At 39.1% G+C, this 14,913-nt stretch carries 18 protein-coding genes; 15 read left to right on the forward strand and 3 right to left on the reverse strand.

All coding sequences use genetic code 11. The annotated features are described in order from the left end of the window. Window positions 1–9 precede the first annotated feature (9 nt). Window positions 10–261, forward strand: a complete 252-nt coding sequence (locus ACOQO5_RS15150; RefSeq protein WP_420582530.1) for a hypothetical protein — start codon at window positions 10–12, stop codon at window positions 259–261. On the opposite strand, the gene ACOQO5_RS15155 is transcribed toward ACOQO5_RS15150, so the two are convergent. From ACOQO5_RS15155 to dxs, 3 genes are all read right to left on the reverse strand, one after another. Then, window positions 252–698, reverse strand: a complete 447-nt coding sequence (locus ACOQO5_RS15155; RefSeq protein ID WP_420582531.1) for a hypothetical protein — start codon at window positions 696–698, stop codon at window positions 252–254. The genes ACOQO5_RS15150 and ACOQO5_RS15155 overlap by 10 nt on opposite strands. A 79-nt stretch (window positions 699–777) precedes the next feature. Next, a complete protein-coding gene (locus tag ACOQO5_RS15160) occupies window positions 778–2,277 on the reverse strand; it encodes a transglycosylase SLT domain-containing protein (protein ID WP_420582532.1) in 1,500 nt (499 codons plus the stop codon). A gap of 94 nt (window positions 2,278–2,371) precedes the next feature. Continuing rightward, entirely contained in the window at window positions 2,372–4,285 is a 1,914-nt protein-coding gene (dxs, locus tag ACOQO5_RS15165) for a 1-deoxy-D-xylulose-5-phosphate synthase (RefSeq protein ID WP_420582533.1), read from the reverse strand. A 126-nt stretch (window positions 4,286–4,411) separates the two neighbouring features. Between dxs and ACOQO5_RS15170 the strand changes: the two genes are divergently transcribed. The 14 genes from ACOQO5_RS15170 to ACOQO5_RS15235 form a co-directional block, all read left to right on the forward strand. Next, the gene (locus ACOQO5_RS15170; RefSeq protein WP_420582534.1) at window positions 4,412–5,518 is read left to right on the forward strand and encodes a glycoside hydrolase family 3 protein; all 1,107 of its coding nucleotides are present in this window, start codon (window positions 4,412–4,414) and stop codon (window positions 5,516–5,518) included. After that, complete coding sequence (locus tag ACOQO5_RS15175; protein WP_420582535.1) at window positions 5,515–5,991, forward strand: DUF4920 domain-containing protein; 477 nt, start codon at window positions 5,515–5,517, stop codon at window positions 5,989–5,991. The genes ACOQO5_RS15170 and ACOQO5_RS15175 overlap by 4 nt, the downstream gene beginning before the upstream one ends. 66 nt (window positions 5,992–6,057) lie before the next feature. Then, window positions 6,058–6,483: a hypothetical protein gene (locus tag ACOQO5_RS15180; RefSeq protein WP_420582536.1), complete on the forward strand. Its 426-nt coding sequence runs from the start codon at window positions 6,058–6,060 to the stop codon at window positions 6,481–6,483. Between the two features lie 35 nt (window positions 6,484–6,518). Next, window positions 6,519–7,388: a glucose-1-phosphate thymidylyltransferase RfbA gene (gene rfbA / locus ACOQO5_RS15185; RefSeq protein ID WP_420582537.1), complete on the forward strand. Its 870-nt coding sequence runs from the start codon at window positions 6,519–6,521 to the stop codon at window positions 7,386–7,388. Next, the gene (rfbC, locus tag ACOQO5_RS15190) at window positions 7,385–7,936 is read left to right on the forward strand and encodes a dTDP-4-dehydrorhamnose 3,5-epimerase (RefSeq protein ID WP_420582538.1); all 552 of its coding nucleotides are present in this window, start codon (window positions 7,385–7,387) and stop codon (window positions 7,934–7,936) included. Before rfbA ends, rfbC begins: the two co-directional genes overlap by 4 nt. Window positions 7,937–7,942: 6 nt before the next feature. Continuing rightward, a complete protein-coding gene (locus ACOQO5_RS15195; RefSeq protein WP_420582539.1) occupies window positions 7,943–8,887 on the forward strand; it encodes a UDP-glucuronic acid decarboxylase family protein in 945 nt (314 codons plus the stop codon). A gap of 5 nt (window positions 8,888–8,892) precedes the next feature. Then, the gene (locus ACOQO5_RS15200; RefSeq protein ID WP_420582540.1) at window positions 8,893–10,143 is read left to right on the forward strand and encodes a nucleotide sugar dehydrogenase; all 1,251 of its coding nucleotides are present in this window, start codon (window positions 8,893–8,895) and stop codon (window positions 10,141–10,143) included. 196 nt (window positions 10,144–10,339) lie between these two features. Beyond that, a complete protein-coding gene (locus tag ACOQO5_RS15205; RefSeq protein WP_420582541.1) occupies window positions 10,340–10,777 on the forward strand; it encodes a DUF2061 domain-containing protein in 438 nt (145 codons plus the stop codon). 93 nt (window positions 10,778–10,870) lie between these two features. Beyond that, window positions 10,871–11,416, forward strand: coding sequence for an adenylyl-sulfate kinase (cysC, locus tag ACOQO5_RS15210; protein ID WP_420582556.1), 546 nt, complete (start codon window positions 10,871–10,873; stop codon window positions 11,414–11,416). Between the two features lie 5 nt (window positions 11,417–11,421). Beyond that, the gene (locus ACOQO5_RS15215; RefSeq protein WP_420582542.1) at window positions 11,422–11,775 is read left to right on the forward strand and encodes a four helix bundle protein; all 354 of its coding nucleotides are present in this window, start codon (window positions 11,422–11,424) and stop codon (window positions 11,773–11,775) included. A gap of 70 nt (window positions 11,776–11,845) precedes the next feature. Continuing rightward, window positions 11,846–12,751 carry a sulfate adenylyltransferase subunit CysD gene (gene cysD / locus ACOQO5_RS15220; RefSeq protein WP_420582543.1) on the forward strand — a complete coding sequence of 302 codons (906 nt, stop codon included), beginning with the start codon at window positions 11,846–11,848 and terminating at the stop codon, window positions 12,749–12,751. Between the two features lie 33 nt (window positions 12,752–12,784). Beyond that, window positions 12,785–13,138, forward strand: coding sequence for a four helix bundle protein (locus ACOQO5_RS15225; RefSeq protein ID WP_420582544.1), 354 nt, complete (start codon window positions 12,785–12,787; stop codon window positions 13,136–13,138). 40 nt (window positions 13,139–13,178) lie between these two features. After that, a complete protein-coding gene (locus tag ACOQO5_RS15230) occupies window positions 13,179–14,453 on the forward strand; it encodes a sulfate adenylyltransferase subunit 1 (RefSeq protein WP_420582545.1) in 1,275 nt (424 codons plus the stop codon). Between the two features lie 81 nt (window positions 14,454–14,534). Further along, window positions 14,535–14,913: 3'(2'),5'-bisphosphate nucleotidase CysQ family protein (locus ACOQO5_RS15235; protein ID WP_420582546.1), on the forward strand; the 379-nt coding region annotated here is incomplete at its 3' end.

Genomic DNA, 14,913 nt, shown 5'->3' on the forward strand with positions numbered 1-14,913 from the left:
TATGATAAAATGACCCAGGTGCAATTTCTGAACATGTCCCTAGGGGAGCAGGTTCAACATATTTACAAAAACGGAACTTTCGTTACTGACATTCGCTACTATGAATACAAGGTAAATTTGTTCTTATTAGAAGGAAATTATTTCGAAGTTTTCATCAATCACAAATCGGTGGAAATCACGAAAATATCTCCACTTAACTACAAATCCAATCGTCTGTTTTTCTATCTAGATCAAGTAAAGCTTCCGAAGCCTCAAGATTGATCGATTTCTAGCCGATGAGCTAGTTTACGAATAGCCTCTTCTTCTTCGTCAGATATACCATCAGTGATATTGGCAAAAAGATACATGGTCTCCATGATGAATTCTTGATCCATTTTATTGCCTTGAATAGAGGCATGAATTGCATTTAGGAATTTCTTGTTCCATCTATCCACATTATCAAGAAGATAACGGATTTCCGTTCGGAAAGACATGGCAATCAGGTCTCTGTTGTCTTCTGGCGATTTTACAAATTCTGCAGATAATCCACGAGTGGCCATCACAATACCATCCCACTCCTCTTGATCTAGTTTCCCATCACTCATACAGACCAATAACGCTGGGTACAGCTTGGCCAAATAATTAAATTGATCTTCTGGGATCTTAATTTTTCTTGCCTTTATATATTCAATATAGAGTTGATGAAGTTGTGGGGTCATAGGAACAAATTGACTGATTATGAATTCTAAAGATAATACCTAAATAGAACATTTCCGGTAACTCCTTTAAGTATTCCAATTATTCTGACGGCTCAGCTATAGCCCCGCCACTTTGAATCAATTGAAGATAGCGACTATATCTATATAAAATATCTTCCACATAGTCGACAGGCTCATCTCCTCGGCAGTATCCAAATTTTACTACTGGGTCAGTATAGTATTTCTTTTTAGACTTTAGCCTCAAATAGTTCGCAACATATTCCCAGTTTTGAGGGTTCTTGCCATTTTTTTCTGCCAATCGCACGGCATCCTGTACATGTCCTTGGCCTACATTATAGGATGCTAAAACAAATTGCAATCTTTGTTCTTCATCAGCGATACCTTTCCAGACGTCTTGTAGCCACATGATATGTTTTACTCCGGCTTTGATGTTTTGAGACGGACTGAATAAATTCTTTACTCCATAGGACTTTCCTGTTTTCGGCATTACCTGCATCAGTCCTCTTGCACCTACCCATGATTCAGCATGAGGATCAAAGCGCGACTCTTTTGAAATTTGCGCCGCTAAAAGCAGCCAATCCCAATTCAACTTTTCTGCGCCTAATTTTATTAGACTATCGTAAGGCGATATTTTTTCTGCATTATTAGAGAAGAAATCACTTTGCTTCATTCTTTTGCTATTTCGAGTGCTTTTGAAATACTTGTCGTACAAAGCGTAATAATTATTAGTTCGCTTCATACCCCCAATCCATGCATTGAGAGTATCCAATAGCTGAGGTGCATTTTTTCTTACTCCCCATGCAATCTGCTGAGGAAAACTTATAGCAGTTTTAACATCTAAATTTGAAAAATACCTTGCATTAACCAAAGCTACGTCTTCGTCAGCCACGGTATAGTCTATCTTGCCTTGAGAAACCATTTCAATGAGTGCTTCTGTTTCCAATTCATCAAACTCTTCAACAATCAAAATATCTCCACCTACTTCCTCTGCTAAATGTTTTAACCTTGTGGTGTAAGCCGAGCCTTTCCTAACATAAACTTCCTTGCCTATAAGCTCTATAGGGTTTCTTAGAAATGTCTTTTCTATTTCATGAAGTTTCATATCTCTCCAGTTGTCAGGCTTTCTTTGGACTAACACCTGTCGAACAAAATTGTGAGGGGTAGTGAAATCCATGAATTTTTGACGTTCCTTCGTCACAGATAAATTATAAGCCAGTATATCTCCTTGTCCTCCATTCAACTTTCTAAAGCCATCTTCAAGACTAGGGGTGATATCGAATTTAATTTCAATACCAATACTTTCAGCGAAAAGAGATAATAATTCATATTCATACCCCATCGGTTCGCCCCTGTATAGAAACATTCCCGTGGAGCTATTGTCAACTATTGCGGTGAAATACCCTCGTTCCTTAATCTGATCAAAATCCATTTCGATCATTTGCTGAGGGTCATATCCATAAGTAGAATCCTCTAATTGGGGAGCATCCTCCAGTGCAGTCATTTCTAAATTGGAACGTTTGCAAGAAAAGAGACTAAGTACTAATCCTAAAAAACAAAGTGCTGTGTATCTATTTGCCATTCTCATATTTGCGCTAAAATACAATATACGTATTTTGGAACACTCCAAGATTAGATTTCATATGATAATGAAAACAACTAATGAAATTTAGGGCTTAAACTGCCTCGAGTGACAATAATTTTTTTGCCGATTGATAAAGACCTTCTGGGTCAAAGCCACATTCTTTGTGTAACTCCACCTGCGTTCCGTGTTCAATAACTTCATCTGGAATTCCAAGACGAACCACTTTGCTTTGATAACCATGATCTGCCATAAACTCTAGAATGGCGCTGCCGAATCCTCCTTGTAGGCAGCCGTCTTCAACTGTGATGACGTATTTATGATTTTTGAAGACCTCATGCAGCATTTCTTCGTCAAGTGGTTTTACGAATCGCATGTCATAGTGCCCTACCGAAAGTCCGTCCTTTTCTAGTTTCTCACATGCTACGGTGGCATAATTACCTATGTGACCAAGTGTCAAGTAAGCCAATTCATCACCATCTCTTAGTTTTCTGCCCTTTCCTACTTTGATCTCTTCAAATGGAGTTTTCCAATCAGGCATAACGCCATTGCCACGAGGATATCTGATAGAAAATGGCCCTTGATCTGGAAGTTGAGCAGTGTACATCAGATTTCTTAGTTCCTCCTCGTTCATTGGGGCTGATATCACCATATTCGGAATGCATCGGAAGAAAGAAATATCATAATTGCCATGATGGGTAGGCCCATCAGCTCCAGCAAACCCTGCACGATCCAAGCAAAACACTACGTTCAAATTTTGTATGGCCACATCATGAATGACCTGGTCATAGGCACGTTGCATGAAAGTAGAGTAGATATTGCAGAATGGCACCAGTCCTTGTGTGGCCAAACCAGCAGAAAAAGTCACTGCATGCTGCTCAGCAATGCCCACATCATACGCTCGGTCAGGCATGGCCTTCATCATAATATTCATGGAAGAGCCGGAAGGCATGGCTGGGGTAATCCCCATGATCTTATCATTTTTTTCAGCCAACTCAACAATTGTATGACCAAAAACCTCCTGATATTTCGGTGGTTGAGGTGTTTCGTAAACTTTCTTATAAATTTCTCCTGTCAGCTTATCAAAAGTTCCAGGCGCATGCCATTTGGTTTGGTCTTTTTCTGCTAGAGAATAGCCTTTTCCTTTTTTAGTTAAGCAGTGAAGGATTTTTGGTCCAGGAATGTCTTTTAAATCTTTTAATACGCTGGTCAAATGATTGACATCGTGACCATCGATCGGGCCAAAGTACCTCAGGTTAAGAGACTCGAATAAATTACTTTGCTTGAGTAAAAAAGACTTTACGCTACTTTCTACCTTTGAACCAATTTCTTGAGCGTTGGGGCCAAACTTGCTGATTTTTCCCAAAATATTCCAAACCTCATCACGCATTTTATTGTACGTTTTCGAAGTGGTGATATCAGTCAAATAATCTCTCAGCGCTCCCACGTTAGGGTCAATAGACATACAATTGTCATTGAGAATGATCAGCAAATTTGAGTTAGAAACTCCTGCATGATTCATGGCCTCAAAAGCCATTCCTCCTGTCATTGCACCATCGCCTATGACTGCAATGTGCTGTCTGTCTTTTTCGTTTTTATGTCTCGAAGCTTCCGCCATCCCAAGGGCAGCAGAAATTGACGTGGACGAATGACCAACACCAAAAGCATCATATTCACTTTCTTTTCTCTTTGGAAAACCGGATAGCCCTTTATAGAACCTATTGGTATGAAATTGATCTCTTCGACCCGTTAAGATCTTATGACCATAAGCCTGGTGCCCCACATCCCACACTAATTGGTCATCTGGCGTATTGAAAACGTGATGAAGCGCAACAGTTAATTCAACTACACCTAAACTGGCACCAAAGTGGCCACCATAAACAGACACTACGTCCACAATGTATTGACGAAGTTCTTCAGACAGCTTGACCAACTGGACAGCATCTAAATCCTTCATGTCCGCGGGAGAGTTGATTTGGGCGAGTAACTTACCGGGCTCGATTTGCATAAACTAAATGTACTGTTATAATTTCAAAGCACCAAAAGGTGGCATTATATGTGTCTTTAGACAAAGTGCCTGCAAAACTAAACAGAATTACTTACTTATATTGCATCGAAATTTTTCAGTAATTGTATGAACAGATTTTTACCTTTTGTCTTTTTAGCCCTGTCTATCACTTCGCTCCAAGCACAACAAGTCGTAGATATAGAAGATAGTGTGAGTCTTGATGTTATGATAGGTCAAATGATTTTGACCGGAATTGGAGATTTTTCCTATTTGCCAAACGACGCAGAAATCATTGATGAAATCAAATCAGGAAAAGTGGGTGGAGTTATCTTTTTCGAAAAAAACATCAACAAAGAACGACCTAAAGTACAACTCAAAAGAACCATAGATTCTTTAAAAGCAGCAGCTTCCATTCCACTGTTCATTAGTATAGATGAAGAAGGAGGTCGAGTAAATCGATTAAAAACCAAATATGGATTCCCAGTAACGAAACAAGCAGGTGAATTAGGCTCGATTAACAATTTAGATACAACTGCATTTTATGCCAACAACACAGCAAGTACATTAAATACATATGGCATTAATGTCAATTATGCCCCTGACGTAGATGTAGCCATCAATCCAGACAATCCGGTCATTGCTAAGCTTGGGAGAAGCTATTCGGATGACCCAAAAATCGTAGCTCGGCATGCACAAAAAGTGATCGAAGTACACCGAGACAACAATGTATTGACCGTACTTAAGCATTTTCCTGGTCATGGCAGTTCCAAAAACGATTCACATCTGGGCGTGGCAGATGTCAGCGCTACCTGGCAATTTGCTGAGCTAATGCCATACAAATACCTACTTGATTCGGGCCGTGTGGATGCTATCATGACCGCTCATATCGTGAATGAACATTTAGATCCCGAAAAGTTACCCGCTACGCTCTCCCCTTACATGATTAACGATATATTAAGGGGTGTTTTAAATTATCAAGGAGTAGTCTTTACAGACGATATGCAAATGCACGCCATATCCAAGAACTTTGGATTTGAAGAATCAATAAAAATGGCCATCAATGCTGGTGTGGATGTCATGCTGTTTTGCAATAACGTGCCTGGCAACGAAAGACGAACTCCATCTCAAATTCATGCTATCATTAGCGATTATGTAGCCCAAGGCGAAATATCTGAAGATCGTATTAGAATATCATATAACCGTATTATGCAACTTAAATCCAAACTCAAATGAAAAACGTCATCCTACTTTCCCTCCTGTATCTTGCTCTTTTCTCCTGTTCGGAAAAAAGCAATTCCGAGAAAAAAAATAATGCTGTAACCTATGGGGAATCATTTGACGCATCTCAAGCCAAAGATATTTCTCAACTCCCAGCATTAATGAAAACATCTGACTCCGTTTCTATTGTCCTTTCGGGAACCATTGAAAAGACCTGCGCTGTAAAGGGCTGTTGGATGCAACTCAAAACTGGAGAAAAAAACAATCTTAGAGTCACATTTAAAGATTATGCCTTTTTTGTGCCAAAGAGCGGTGCTAAAGGAAACAATGCAATAGTTAATGGTTATTGTGTTAAGCAAGAGACTTCAATAGAAGAATTGCGCCATTATGCAAAGGATGCAGGAGAATCTGAAGAAACCATTGCCATGATTACGGAACCAAAAATGGAATATAATTTTGTAGCTAGTGGTGTAATCATTGAAGATTAAATTCCCTTTTCATCTTCGAATAACTAATTTTGGCTTCTCTTTAATTAAAATTTCATTGAAAAAAATATGAAACGATGTTTAATAGGCTTGTTCCTTTCAAGTCAATTGCTATTGAGTAGCTGTGGTGATGACAGTACTGAAAGTGTCATTTTGGGCACTTGGTTAGCCACTCATATTGAGAGAGAGAATTGTGATGATCCTCTAAACAATGGAGCATTGAATTGTATCTACAATATTGAAAGGTGTATTTCTTGTATGGAATTGGTACTTAACCGAGATGGCACCTATTCCCTTACAGCCAATTTCGATGCTAGTCCAAATGCAGAATCAGGCAATTATGAAGCCAAAAACAGTGTCATTACTCTTGACCCTTCTGATGATGATCCTTACGATCTACCAATCTCTAATGTGTCGGAAATTTATATGATTGTAGAACTGCCATTAACAAATGGCTGCACGGCTATTATCACCATGGAAAATTCTGATTGCTAATTTGTCTCCAAAACCCAGTTCTGAATTAAAACGTCATGAAAGGAATCATATTGGCAGGCGGCTCAGGTACTAGACTGCATCCACTAACTATGGCAGTCAGTAAGCAAATACTTCCAGTATTTGATAAGCCCATGATTTACTACCCCCTTTCTACTCTTATGCTTGCTGGTATAAGAGAAATCCTAATTATTTCGACACCCAGAGACTTGCCTGTATTCGAGGAGCTTTTGGGGGATGGGAGTCACCTTGGCTGCGATTTTCAGTACGCTGTTCAGGAAAAACCAGAAGGTTTAGCCCAGGCATTTATAATAGGAAAAGCGTTTATCGGCTCAGACAAAGTTGCTCTCGTTTTAGGAGATAATATCTTTTACGCTTCTGGAATATCAAAAAAATTACAGCAATGCACCAACCCTGAAGGAGGAATTGTATTTGGTTACCATGTGCAAGATCCCGAAAGATACGGGGTAATAGAGTTTGACAAATCCAGCAAAGCATTATCAATTGAAGAAAAGCCTTCAAACCCAAAATCTAATTACGCAGTTCCTGGATTATACTTTTATGACAACCAAGTGGTGGAAATAAGTGAATCAATAAAACCAAGTGCCAGAGGTGAACTTGAAATAACTTCTGTCAACAATGTTTATTTAGAAGAAGGAAAACTAAATGTGCGAATTCTTGATAGAGGAACGGCATGGTTAGATACAGGCACCTTTGCCTCACTAAATGAGGCTAGTTCATTTGTGAAAATAATTGAAGAGCGCCAAGGGCTAAAAATAGGATGTGTCGAAGAGGTTGCTTATAAAATGAGTTTCATCAATGGTGACCAATTAGAAAGAATTGCCAAGCCTCTAATAAAAAGTGGATATGGCGAATATTTACTGAAATTGTTACCTCATTCAAAATGAAAATAGAAAGACTTTCTCTTAGCGGTGCATTTCACTTGCAACCCAACATTCTTGAGGATCATCGAGGCTTTTTTTTTGAATGGTTTAACCAAAGAGTATTCAAAGAACTAACCAGTATTGACTTTCAACCCAAGCAATTTAACTGTTCAAGATCAACCTTTGGAGTCCTTCGAGGTATGCATTTTCAAAAACAACCACACGCTCAATCAAAGCTGGTTACAGTGACCAAAGGAGAAATACAGGATGTAATAATTGACTTGAGGCAAGATTCGCCTACTTTTGGGCAGCATTATTCAATCATTCTTTCTGAAAAGAAAAAAAATCAACTCTTCGTTCCCAAAGGCTTTGCTCATGGGTTTCTAGTGTTGTCTGAACAAGCAGAGATTTTTTATGCGATTGATGATTTTTATGCGCCAGACTTTGAGGATGGACTTCGTCATAATGATCAAAACTTAAACATTAAATGGGCATTAGACGAAAAAGATATCATCCTTTCTGAAAGAGATAAAACTTACAGTGCTTTTAATGATACTGTATCAAAACTTTAAATACAAATGACTAAAAAAAGAGTATTAATTACAGGAGGAGCTGGTTTTTTAGGCTCTCATTTATGTGATAGATTTTTAAAAGAAGGTTGCCATGTTATAGCCATGGACAATTTGATCACAGGATCATTAGACAATATTGAGCATCTTTTTCAAAGAGAAGACTTTGAGTTTTACAATCATGATGTCTCTAAGTTTGTTCATGTATCTGGAGAACTTGACTACATCATGCATTTCGCCTCACCTGCTAGTCCTATTGACTACCTGAAAATGCCTATACAAACCTTGAAAGTTGGATCCTTAGGGACTCACAACCTTCTAGGATTGGCTAGGGCAAAAGGAGCTCGAATGTTGATCGCTTCAACTTCTGAGGTATATGGAGATCCATTAGTTCACCCACAAACGGAAGAATATTGGGGCAATGTGAATCCAGTGGGGCCACGTGGGGTGTATGACGAAGCTAAGAGGTTTCAAGAAGCCATGACAATGGCCTATCACACTTTTCATGGAGTAGAAACCAGAATAGTAAGAATTTTCAATACCTATGGGCCAAGAATGCGACTGGATGATGGACGTGTATTGCCGGCATTCATAGGACAGGCACTAAGAGGTGAAGACTTGACTGCTTTTGGGGATGGTTCACAAACTCGATCGTTTTGTTATGTAGATGATTTGGTTGAAGGCATTTATAGATTGCTACTGAGCGATTGTGCAGACCCTGTCAACATTGGAAATCCAAGCGAAATTACCATCAACCAATTCGCAGAGGAAATTTTGAAGCTTACCGGAAGTCAATCAAAAATAGCCTACAAGCCATTGCCGAAGGATGACCCAAAACAGCGTCAACCAAATATTTCAAAAGCAAAAGAAGTTTTAGGTTGGGAACCCAAATTCTCCAGAAGTGAAGGATTGAAACCAACACTCGAGTATTTTATGAAAAAGGTAAAGGGATAACTGACATGGACTTCAGCGTGGCCATTATAGGACTAGGGTATGTTGGTCTGCCTTTGGCAGTGGCCACCTCTGAAAAGTATCCAACCCTGGGGTTTGACATCAACAAAAGTCGAATTGATGAGTTAAATGATCAATATGATCGCACTGGAGAAGTTGATTTCAAGCAAGTTGCTTCAACCAATAATATATTATTCACGGCAGATGAAACAGAGCTTGATGCTGCTAACTTCTACATTGTTACTGTTCCTACTCCTATCGACAGTAACAACAATCCTGATTTGTCTTTACTCAAATCAGCATCCGCTCTAGTTGGCAGCTTTCTAAAAAAGGGAGATGTTGTAGTGTACGAGTCAACAGTTTTCCCGGGGTGTACAGAAGATGAATGTGTTCCGGTATTAGAAAAGACTTCTGATCTCAAGTTCAACCATGACTTCTTTTGCGGTTATTCACCCGAGAGGATCAATCCAGGAGATAAAGAGCGAGGAGTAAAAGATATACTCAAAGTTACTAGTGGTAGCACAGAAGCAATTGCCGAAATAGTCGATGACTTTTACGCCTCTATCATTACGGCGGGGACTCACAGAGCCTCTTCATTCAAAGTCGCTGAGGCAGCCAAGGTAATTGAAAATGCTCAACGTGATATCAATATCGCTTTTGTGAATGAGCTAGCCCTAATTTTTAATAGAATTGGCATTGATACACATGAAGTACTTGCAGCTGCCACAACAAAATGGAACTTCCTTCCCTTCAAGTCAGGCCTTGTAGGCGGGCATTGTATTGGCGTAGACCCTTATTACTTAACTCACAAGGCAGAAAGCGTTGGCTATTTACCGGAAGTGATATTGGCCGGTCGACGCATCAATGACAATATGGGCAAACACGTCGCTCAGGAAGTGGTGCAACTTATGGCTGGAAAAGGACTGGAAATTGTGAATTCGAAAGTTCTGATTCTTGGCTTAACTTTTAAAGAAAATTGTCCTGACATACGAAACACCAAAGTCATCGACATTGTTCATGAATTAGAAAAGTACAATATTCAAGTTGATCTTCATGATCCACTGGCTAATGCTGAAGAAGTGAAACACGAATATGGTTACAAGCTAAACCATGATATTTCTTCAGGATATTCCACTTACATTTTAGCAGTTGCTCACGACGAATTCAAGTCAATAAATTGGAAAGAATTAAAACAAGAAGCAGTAGTCTATGACGTAAAAGGCATACTTCCTAAATCAATTTCTGATGGTTGTCTATAGTTTTTAAGCCAAGATGCTTTTGGATTTAACTTTTGTTGCTAAGTTTGCGCCTCATTTAACCCTACAGATAGGAAATTGAAAACACTATTTACATACAGAACACACCAATCAACCACCTGCTGTTGATGTTTTGTTTATTGCCTGATGCAAAGTCAGGATTCGTTTTCATTTTTTCTTATCTAATATTTCAACAAACATGGACAGTAGGGTCAGACATATTACTAAATCAATAACGTGGAGAGCAATTGCTACTGGCACAACACTGAGTGTCGCAGCCTATATTCAAGGGGGCATTAGCAGTACTCAGCTTGGATTGCTAGCAGTTTTGGATGTGGCGATCAAGCTATTGCTTTATTATTTTCATGAACGCTTCTGGTTCAACCTCAGTGCCAATATCAGCCCACGTACCAGGCATTTGATTAAGGCCTTTACGTGGCGTGCTATTGCAGGGCTCACAACGTTTATTTTAGTCGTTTGGATTTTCAAAGAAGACCAAGGCACGTTGGAAAAAGCGGGTTGGATTGCTATCGTAGAAACCATACTTAAAATGGCGTTTTATTATGGCCATGAAGAAATCTGGTATAGAATAAACTTGGGACTTGACAATCGAAGAGATAAAAAATCTACAGCATGACCGAATACATCATACCACATAATCACAACATCAAACAGGCTGATAGAATTAAAAAAATTAGGCTACCAGCCCATTCTTATTTGGTTTGTCGGGCTGTCAGGTTCTGGGAAATCCACTTTAGCAAGCGGCTTGGAAACCAAGCTCTTCAATGAAGGCATAAACACCTATATCTTAGATGGAGATAACATCCGAAGTGGACTTAACAAAGATTTGGACTTTTCTGACGAAAGCAGAAAGGAAAATCTTCGTAGAATTACTGAGGTTTCAAATTTATTTGTGGACGCTGGCACAGTTGTACTCACCGCTTTTATCACTCCTTTCGAAGAAGAAAGAAGAAAGGTAAAAGAAATGATGGGAGACAGTTATGTCGAGGTATTTGTTAATTGTCCTTTGGAAGAATGTGAAAAAAGAGATGTAAAAGGTCTTTATCAAAAAGCCAGAGAAGGGGAAATCAGGAATTTCACTGGTATTGATTCTCCATTCGAAGCACCCAAAAATGCAGATATTGAAATACTCTCTCATCAGTTATCCATTGAAGAAGGAGTCCAACGCATATATGATATTGTTATAAAAAAAATAAGGGTTGTCGGAAGCCGGGAGTCAGAAGTTGGAAGTCGAGAGTCGGAAGAGGGTATTTAAGAATTATGAGTTTCAAATTTGAGAAAATATTGATTTGGCAGAAGGCCATGGAGTTTGGAGAAGATATTAATTCCTTGTCTCAAGCATTTCCTGAAAAAGAGAAGTTCAATCTTTCTTCGCAAATTTGTAGAGCTGTTGATTCTATTGCTTTGAATATTTCTGAGGGATCAATTGGACAATCTAACCCTGAATTCAGAAAGTTTGTAGGCTACTCCATTCGCTCACTAGCAGAAGTGGTCACGTGCTTGCATAAGGCAAAAAGAAGAAATTACATTTCTGAAAGTACTTTCAAAAAGCATTATGACGATTCATTCGATTTAATGAACATGATGGTTGCATTTAGAAAAAATATTAAATAATTAAGATTCATGAAGACTCCAGACTTCTGTCTTCGGTCTCCTGACAAAAAAACAAAGATTAAGCACTCATATGTCAAACTATAATCTGACTCACATCAAAGAGCTTGAAGCTGAAGCGATATACATACTTCGAGAGGTATTTGCCCAGTTCGAAAATCCAGCAATACTCTTCTCAGGAGGAAAAGACTCTATTTGCGTAGCACATTTGGCCAGAAAAGCTTTTTATCCTTCGAAAATTCCTTTTCCATTTGTTCATGTCGACACTGGACATAACTTTCCGGAAACAATGGAGTTCCGCAATAAGTATGTGGAAGAACTTGGAGTAAAACTCATTGTTGGATCTGTGCAAAAGTCAATCGACGACGGTGCTGCGGCCGAAGAGAAAGGCAAAAATGCGAACCGCAATGCTATTCAAACAGTAACTTTATTGGACACTATTGAAGAGCATGAATTTGATGCTTGTATCGGTGGGGCACGTCGAGACGAAGAAAAAGCTCGAGCAAAAGAAAGGTTCTTCTCACACCGTGATGAATTTGGTCAATGGGATCCAAAAAATCAAAGACCAGAACTGTGGAACATCTTTAATGGAAGGTGTCACCAAGGGGAGCACTTCAGAGTATTCCCTCTAAGCAACTGGACAGAAATGGATGTTTGGCAATATATCTTATCAGAAAACATAGCTCTACCAAGCCTTTACTTCGCTCATGAAAGACAGGTTATTAGAAGAAGTAACACTTGGTTACCTGTATCTGATTATATCCAAATTGCTGATGACGAAGAAATTGTAACTAAGAAAATTAGATTCAGAACTTTAGGAGACATAACTATTACCGGAGGGGATGAATCTGATGCAGACACCTTGGAGAAAATCGTAGATGAGGTAGCTTCTGCTCGTCAGACAGAAAGAGGAAATAGAGAAGATGATAAGCGATCTGAGACGTCAATGGAGGATAGGAAGAAACAAGGGTATTTTTAATTGCAATTGGCTGTTTGCTTTTAGCCATTAGCTATGAGAGATTTTACAAAGTACGAGGTCTGGGAATTAGCCATTGAAATTGCTCAGTTGATATATGAGACTTCTAGCGGTTTTCCAAATGAAGAAAAATTTGGTTTGATTTCTCAGATCCGACGTGCTGCTGTTTCTATCTCGTCAAATATTGCTGAAGGGGCAAGCAGATCATCAGACAAAGAGTTTAATAGATTCATAGAAATAGCTATGGGATCAATTTTTGAAGTTAGATCGCAACTTTTCTTGAGCAAAAGAATCAAAATACTAAACAAACAGGAGTTTGACAGATTAGAAGAAAAATTATCAACATTAGCCAAAAAATTAAACTCACTAAGAAATAAGTTAAACCATTAAAAATTGCCAGAGGCCAATGGCCAAAAGCTAATAGCAGAATATGGAAAAACACGATAACAACTCTTACTTAGATATGGAACTACTCCGCTTCACTACAGCAGGTAGTGTAGACGATGGAAAAAGTACGTTGATTGGACGCTTACTCTATGATTCGAAATCGATATTCGAGGATCAAATGGATCAGGTGGCCAAGTCGAGTGAAAGAAAAGGACTAGAGCACACTGACCTTGCTCTTCTAACCGATGGTCTAAAAGATGAGCGGGAGCAGGGAATTACTATAGACGTCGCCTACAGATATTTTGCGACGCCAAAAAGGAAATTTATAATCGCTGATACTCCAGGCCATATTCAGTATACGAGAAATATGGTCACTGGTGCGTCTACAGCTAACTGTGCGCTACTTTTGGTTGATGCCAGAAAAGGTGTGATCGAACAAACCCAAAGGCATTCTATCATTGCTTCGCTTCTACAAATCCCTCATGTAGTGGTTTGTGTGAACAAAATGGACTTGGTCGATTATAGTCAAGAAGTATTCGAAAAAATCAAAGAAGATTACGAGGCTTTTGCTTCTAAATTAGAAGTAAAAGACGTGAGATTTATCCCAATTTCTGCTCTGAATGGAGACAATGTTGTTAATCGAAGCGAAAATATGTCTTGGTTCGAAGGCTCTACGCTACTCTATACCTTAGAAAACATTCATATCGGAAGTGATCACAACCATATCGACTGTAGGTTCCCAGTCCAAACAGTAATTCGTCCAAAAAATGACAAGTATCACGATTACCGTGGTTATGCCGGGCGAATAGCAAGTGGGGTATTCAAACCTGGCGATGAGGTTACTGTCGTTCCATCAGGGTTTAGTTCAAAAATAAAATCAATAGACACCTTCAACGGCGAAATTGAAGAAGCATTCGCCCCGATGTCCGTTTCCATCCAGTTGGAAGACGATATAGATGTAGGACGTGGAGACATGATTGTAAGAACCAACAATAAACCTGAACCAATTCAGGATATTGAAGTCATGGTGTGCTGGCTGAACCCTCAAGGCCCAAAGCCAAGAGCAAAATATATTCTTCGTCATACAACCGCAGAAGCTAAAACTATGATCAAAGAGATCAGCTACAAACTGGACATCAGCACTTTGCATAGAAATGAAGAAGATAAAGACATCAAGGCTAATGACATTTGCAAAATGAGATTGAGGACCACCAAACCACTTTTGGCTGACTCTTATAAGAAAAATAGAGTGACCGGTAGTTTGATATTGGTGGATGAAGCTACCAATGAGACCGTAGCTGCTGGAATGATTGTTTAATCGCCGTTGGCACTTGGCTTTTGGCGATTGGCTTATGTCATTTCAGCCAATGACTAATAGCTAATGGCTAATTGCCATAAAATGAATTTACAACCACTACTTGAAATAGCCAAAACTGCGGCGATTAATGCCGCAGAAGAAATACTGAAAATCTATGAAAGTGGAGACTTTTCCATCGAAGCCAAGGCTGATGATTCTCCTCTAACGAAAGCAGACCAAGCGTCCCACTTAGCTATTGTGGCTGAACTCGAAAAAACACACTTGCCAATTCTAAGCGAAGAAGGTCGAGACATTTCTTATGAAGAAAGAAAAGATTGGGATTACTTTTGGATGATTGATCCTTTAGATGGCACCAAAGAATTCATCAAACGTAATGGAGAATTCACCGTCAATATAGCATTGATTCACAATGGAGAACCGATACTTGGAGTTGTACAGGTACCTGTACAACATAAATTGT

Origin of the sequence: Reichenbachiella sp. (assembly GCF_965223055.1) — a bacterium.
Lineage (GTDB): Bacteria > Bacteroidota > Bacteroidia > Cytophagales > Cyclobacteriaceae > Reichenbachiella.

Coding starts and splice junctions, on each gene's coding strand:
- ACOQO5_RS15160 (WP_420582532.1), bottom strand. CDS start 2,277: ATGGCAAATAGATACACAGCACTTTGTTTTTTAGGATTAGTACTTAGT.
- ACOQO5_RS15175 (WP_420582535.1), top strand. CDS start 5,515: ATGAAAAACGTCATCCTACTTTCCCTCCTGTATCTTGCTCTTTTCTCC.
- ACOQO5_RS15230 (WP_420582545.1), top strand. CDS start 13,179: ATGGAAAAACACGATAACAACTCTTACTTAGATATGGAACTACTCCGC.
- ACOQO5_RS15195 (WP_420582539.1), top strand. CDS start 7,943: ATGACTAAAAAAAGAGTATTAATTACAGGAGGAGCTGGTTTTTTAGGC.
- ACOQO5_RS15180 (WP_420582536.1), top strand. CDS start 6,058: ATGAAACGATGTTTAATAGGCTTGTTCCTTTCAAGTCAATTGCTATTG.
- ACOQO5_RS15200 (WP_420582540.1), top strand. CDS start 8,893: ATGGACTTCAGCGTGGCCATTATAGGACTAGGGTATGTTGGTCTGCCT.
- ACOQO5_RS15205 (WP_420582541.1), top strand. CDS start 10,340: ATGGACAGTAGGGTCAGACATATTACTAAATCAATAACGTGGAGAGCA.
- rfbA (WP_420582537.1), top strand. CDS start 6,519: ATGAAAGGAATCATATTGGCAGGCGGCTCAGGTACTAGACTGCATCCA.
- dxs (WP_420582533.1), bottom strand. CDS start 4,285: ATGCAAATCGAGCCCGGTAAGTTACTCGCCCAAATCAACTCTCCCGCG.
- ACOQO5_RS15215 (WP_420582542.1), top strand. CDS start 11,422: ATGAGTTTCAAATTTGAGAAAATATTGATTTGGCAGAAGGCCATGGAG.
- ACOQO5_RS15225 (WP_420582544.1), top strand. CDS start 12,785: ATGAGAGATTTTACAAAGTACGAGGTCTGGGAATTAGCCATTGAAATT.
- ACOQO5_RS15170 (WP_420582534.1), top strand. CDS start 4,412: ATGAACAGATTTTTACCTTTTGTCTTTTTAGCCCTGTCTATCACTTCG.
- cysD (WP_420582543.1), top strand. CDS start 11,846: ATGTCAAACTATAATCTGACTCACATCAAAGAGCTTGAAGCTGAAGCG.
- ACOQO5_RS15150 (WP_420582530.1), top strand. CDS start 10: ATGACCCAGGTGCAATTTCTGAACATGTCCCTAGGGGAGCAGGTTCAA.
- rfbC (WP_420582538.1), top strand. CDS start 7,385: ATGAAAATAGAAAGACTTTCTCTTAGCGGTGCATTTCACTTGCAACCC.
- ACOQO5_RS15155 (WP_420582531.1), bottom strand. CDS start 698: ATGACCCCACAACTTCATCAACTCTATATTGAATATATAAAGGCAAGA.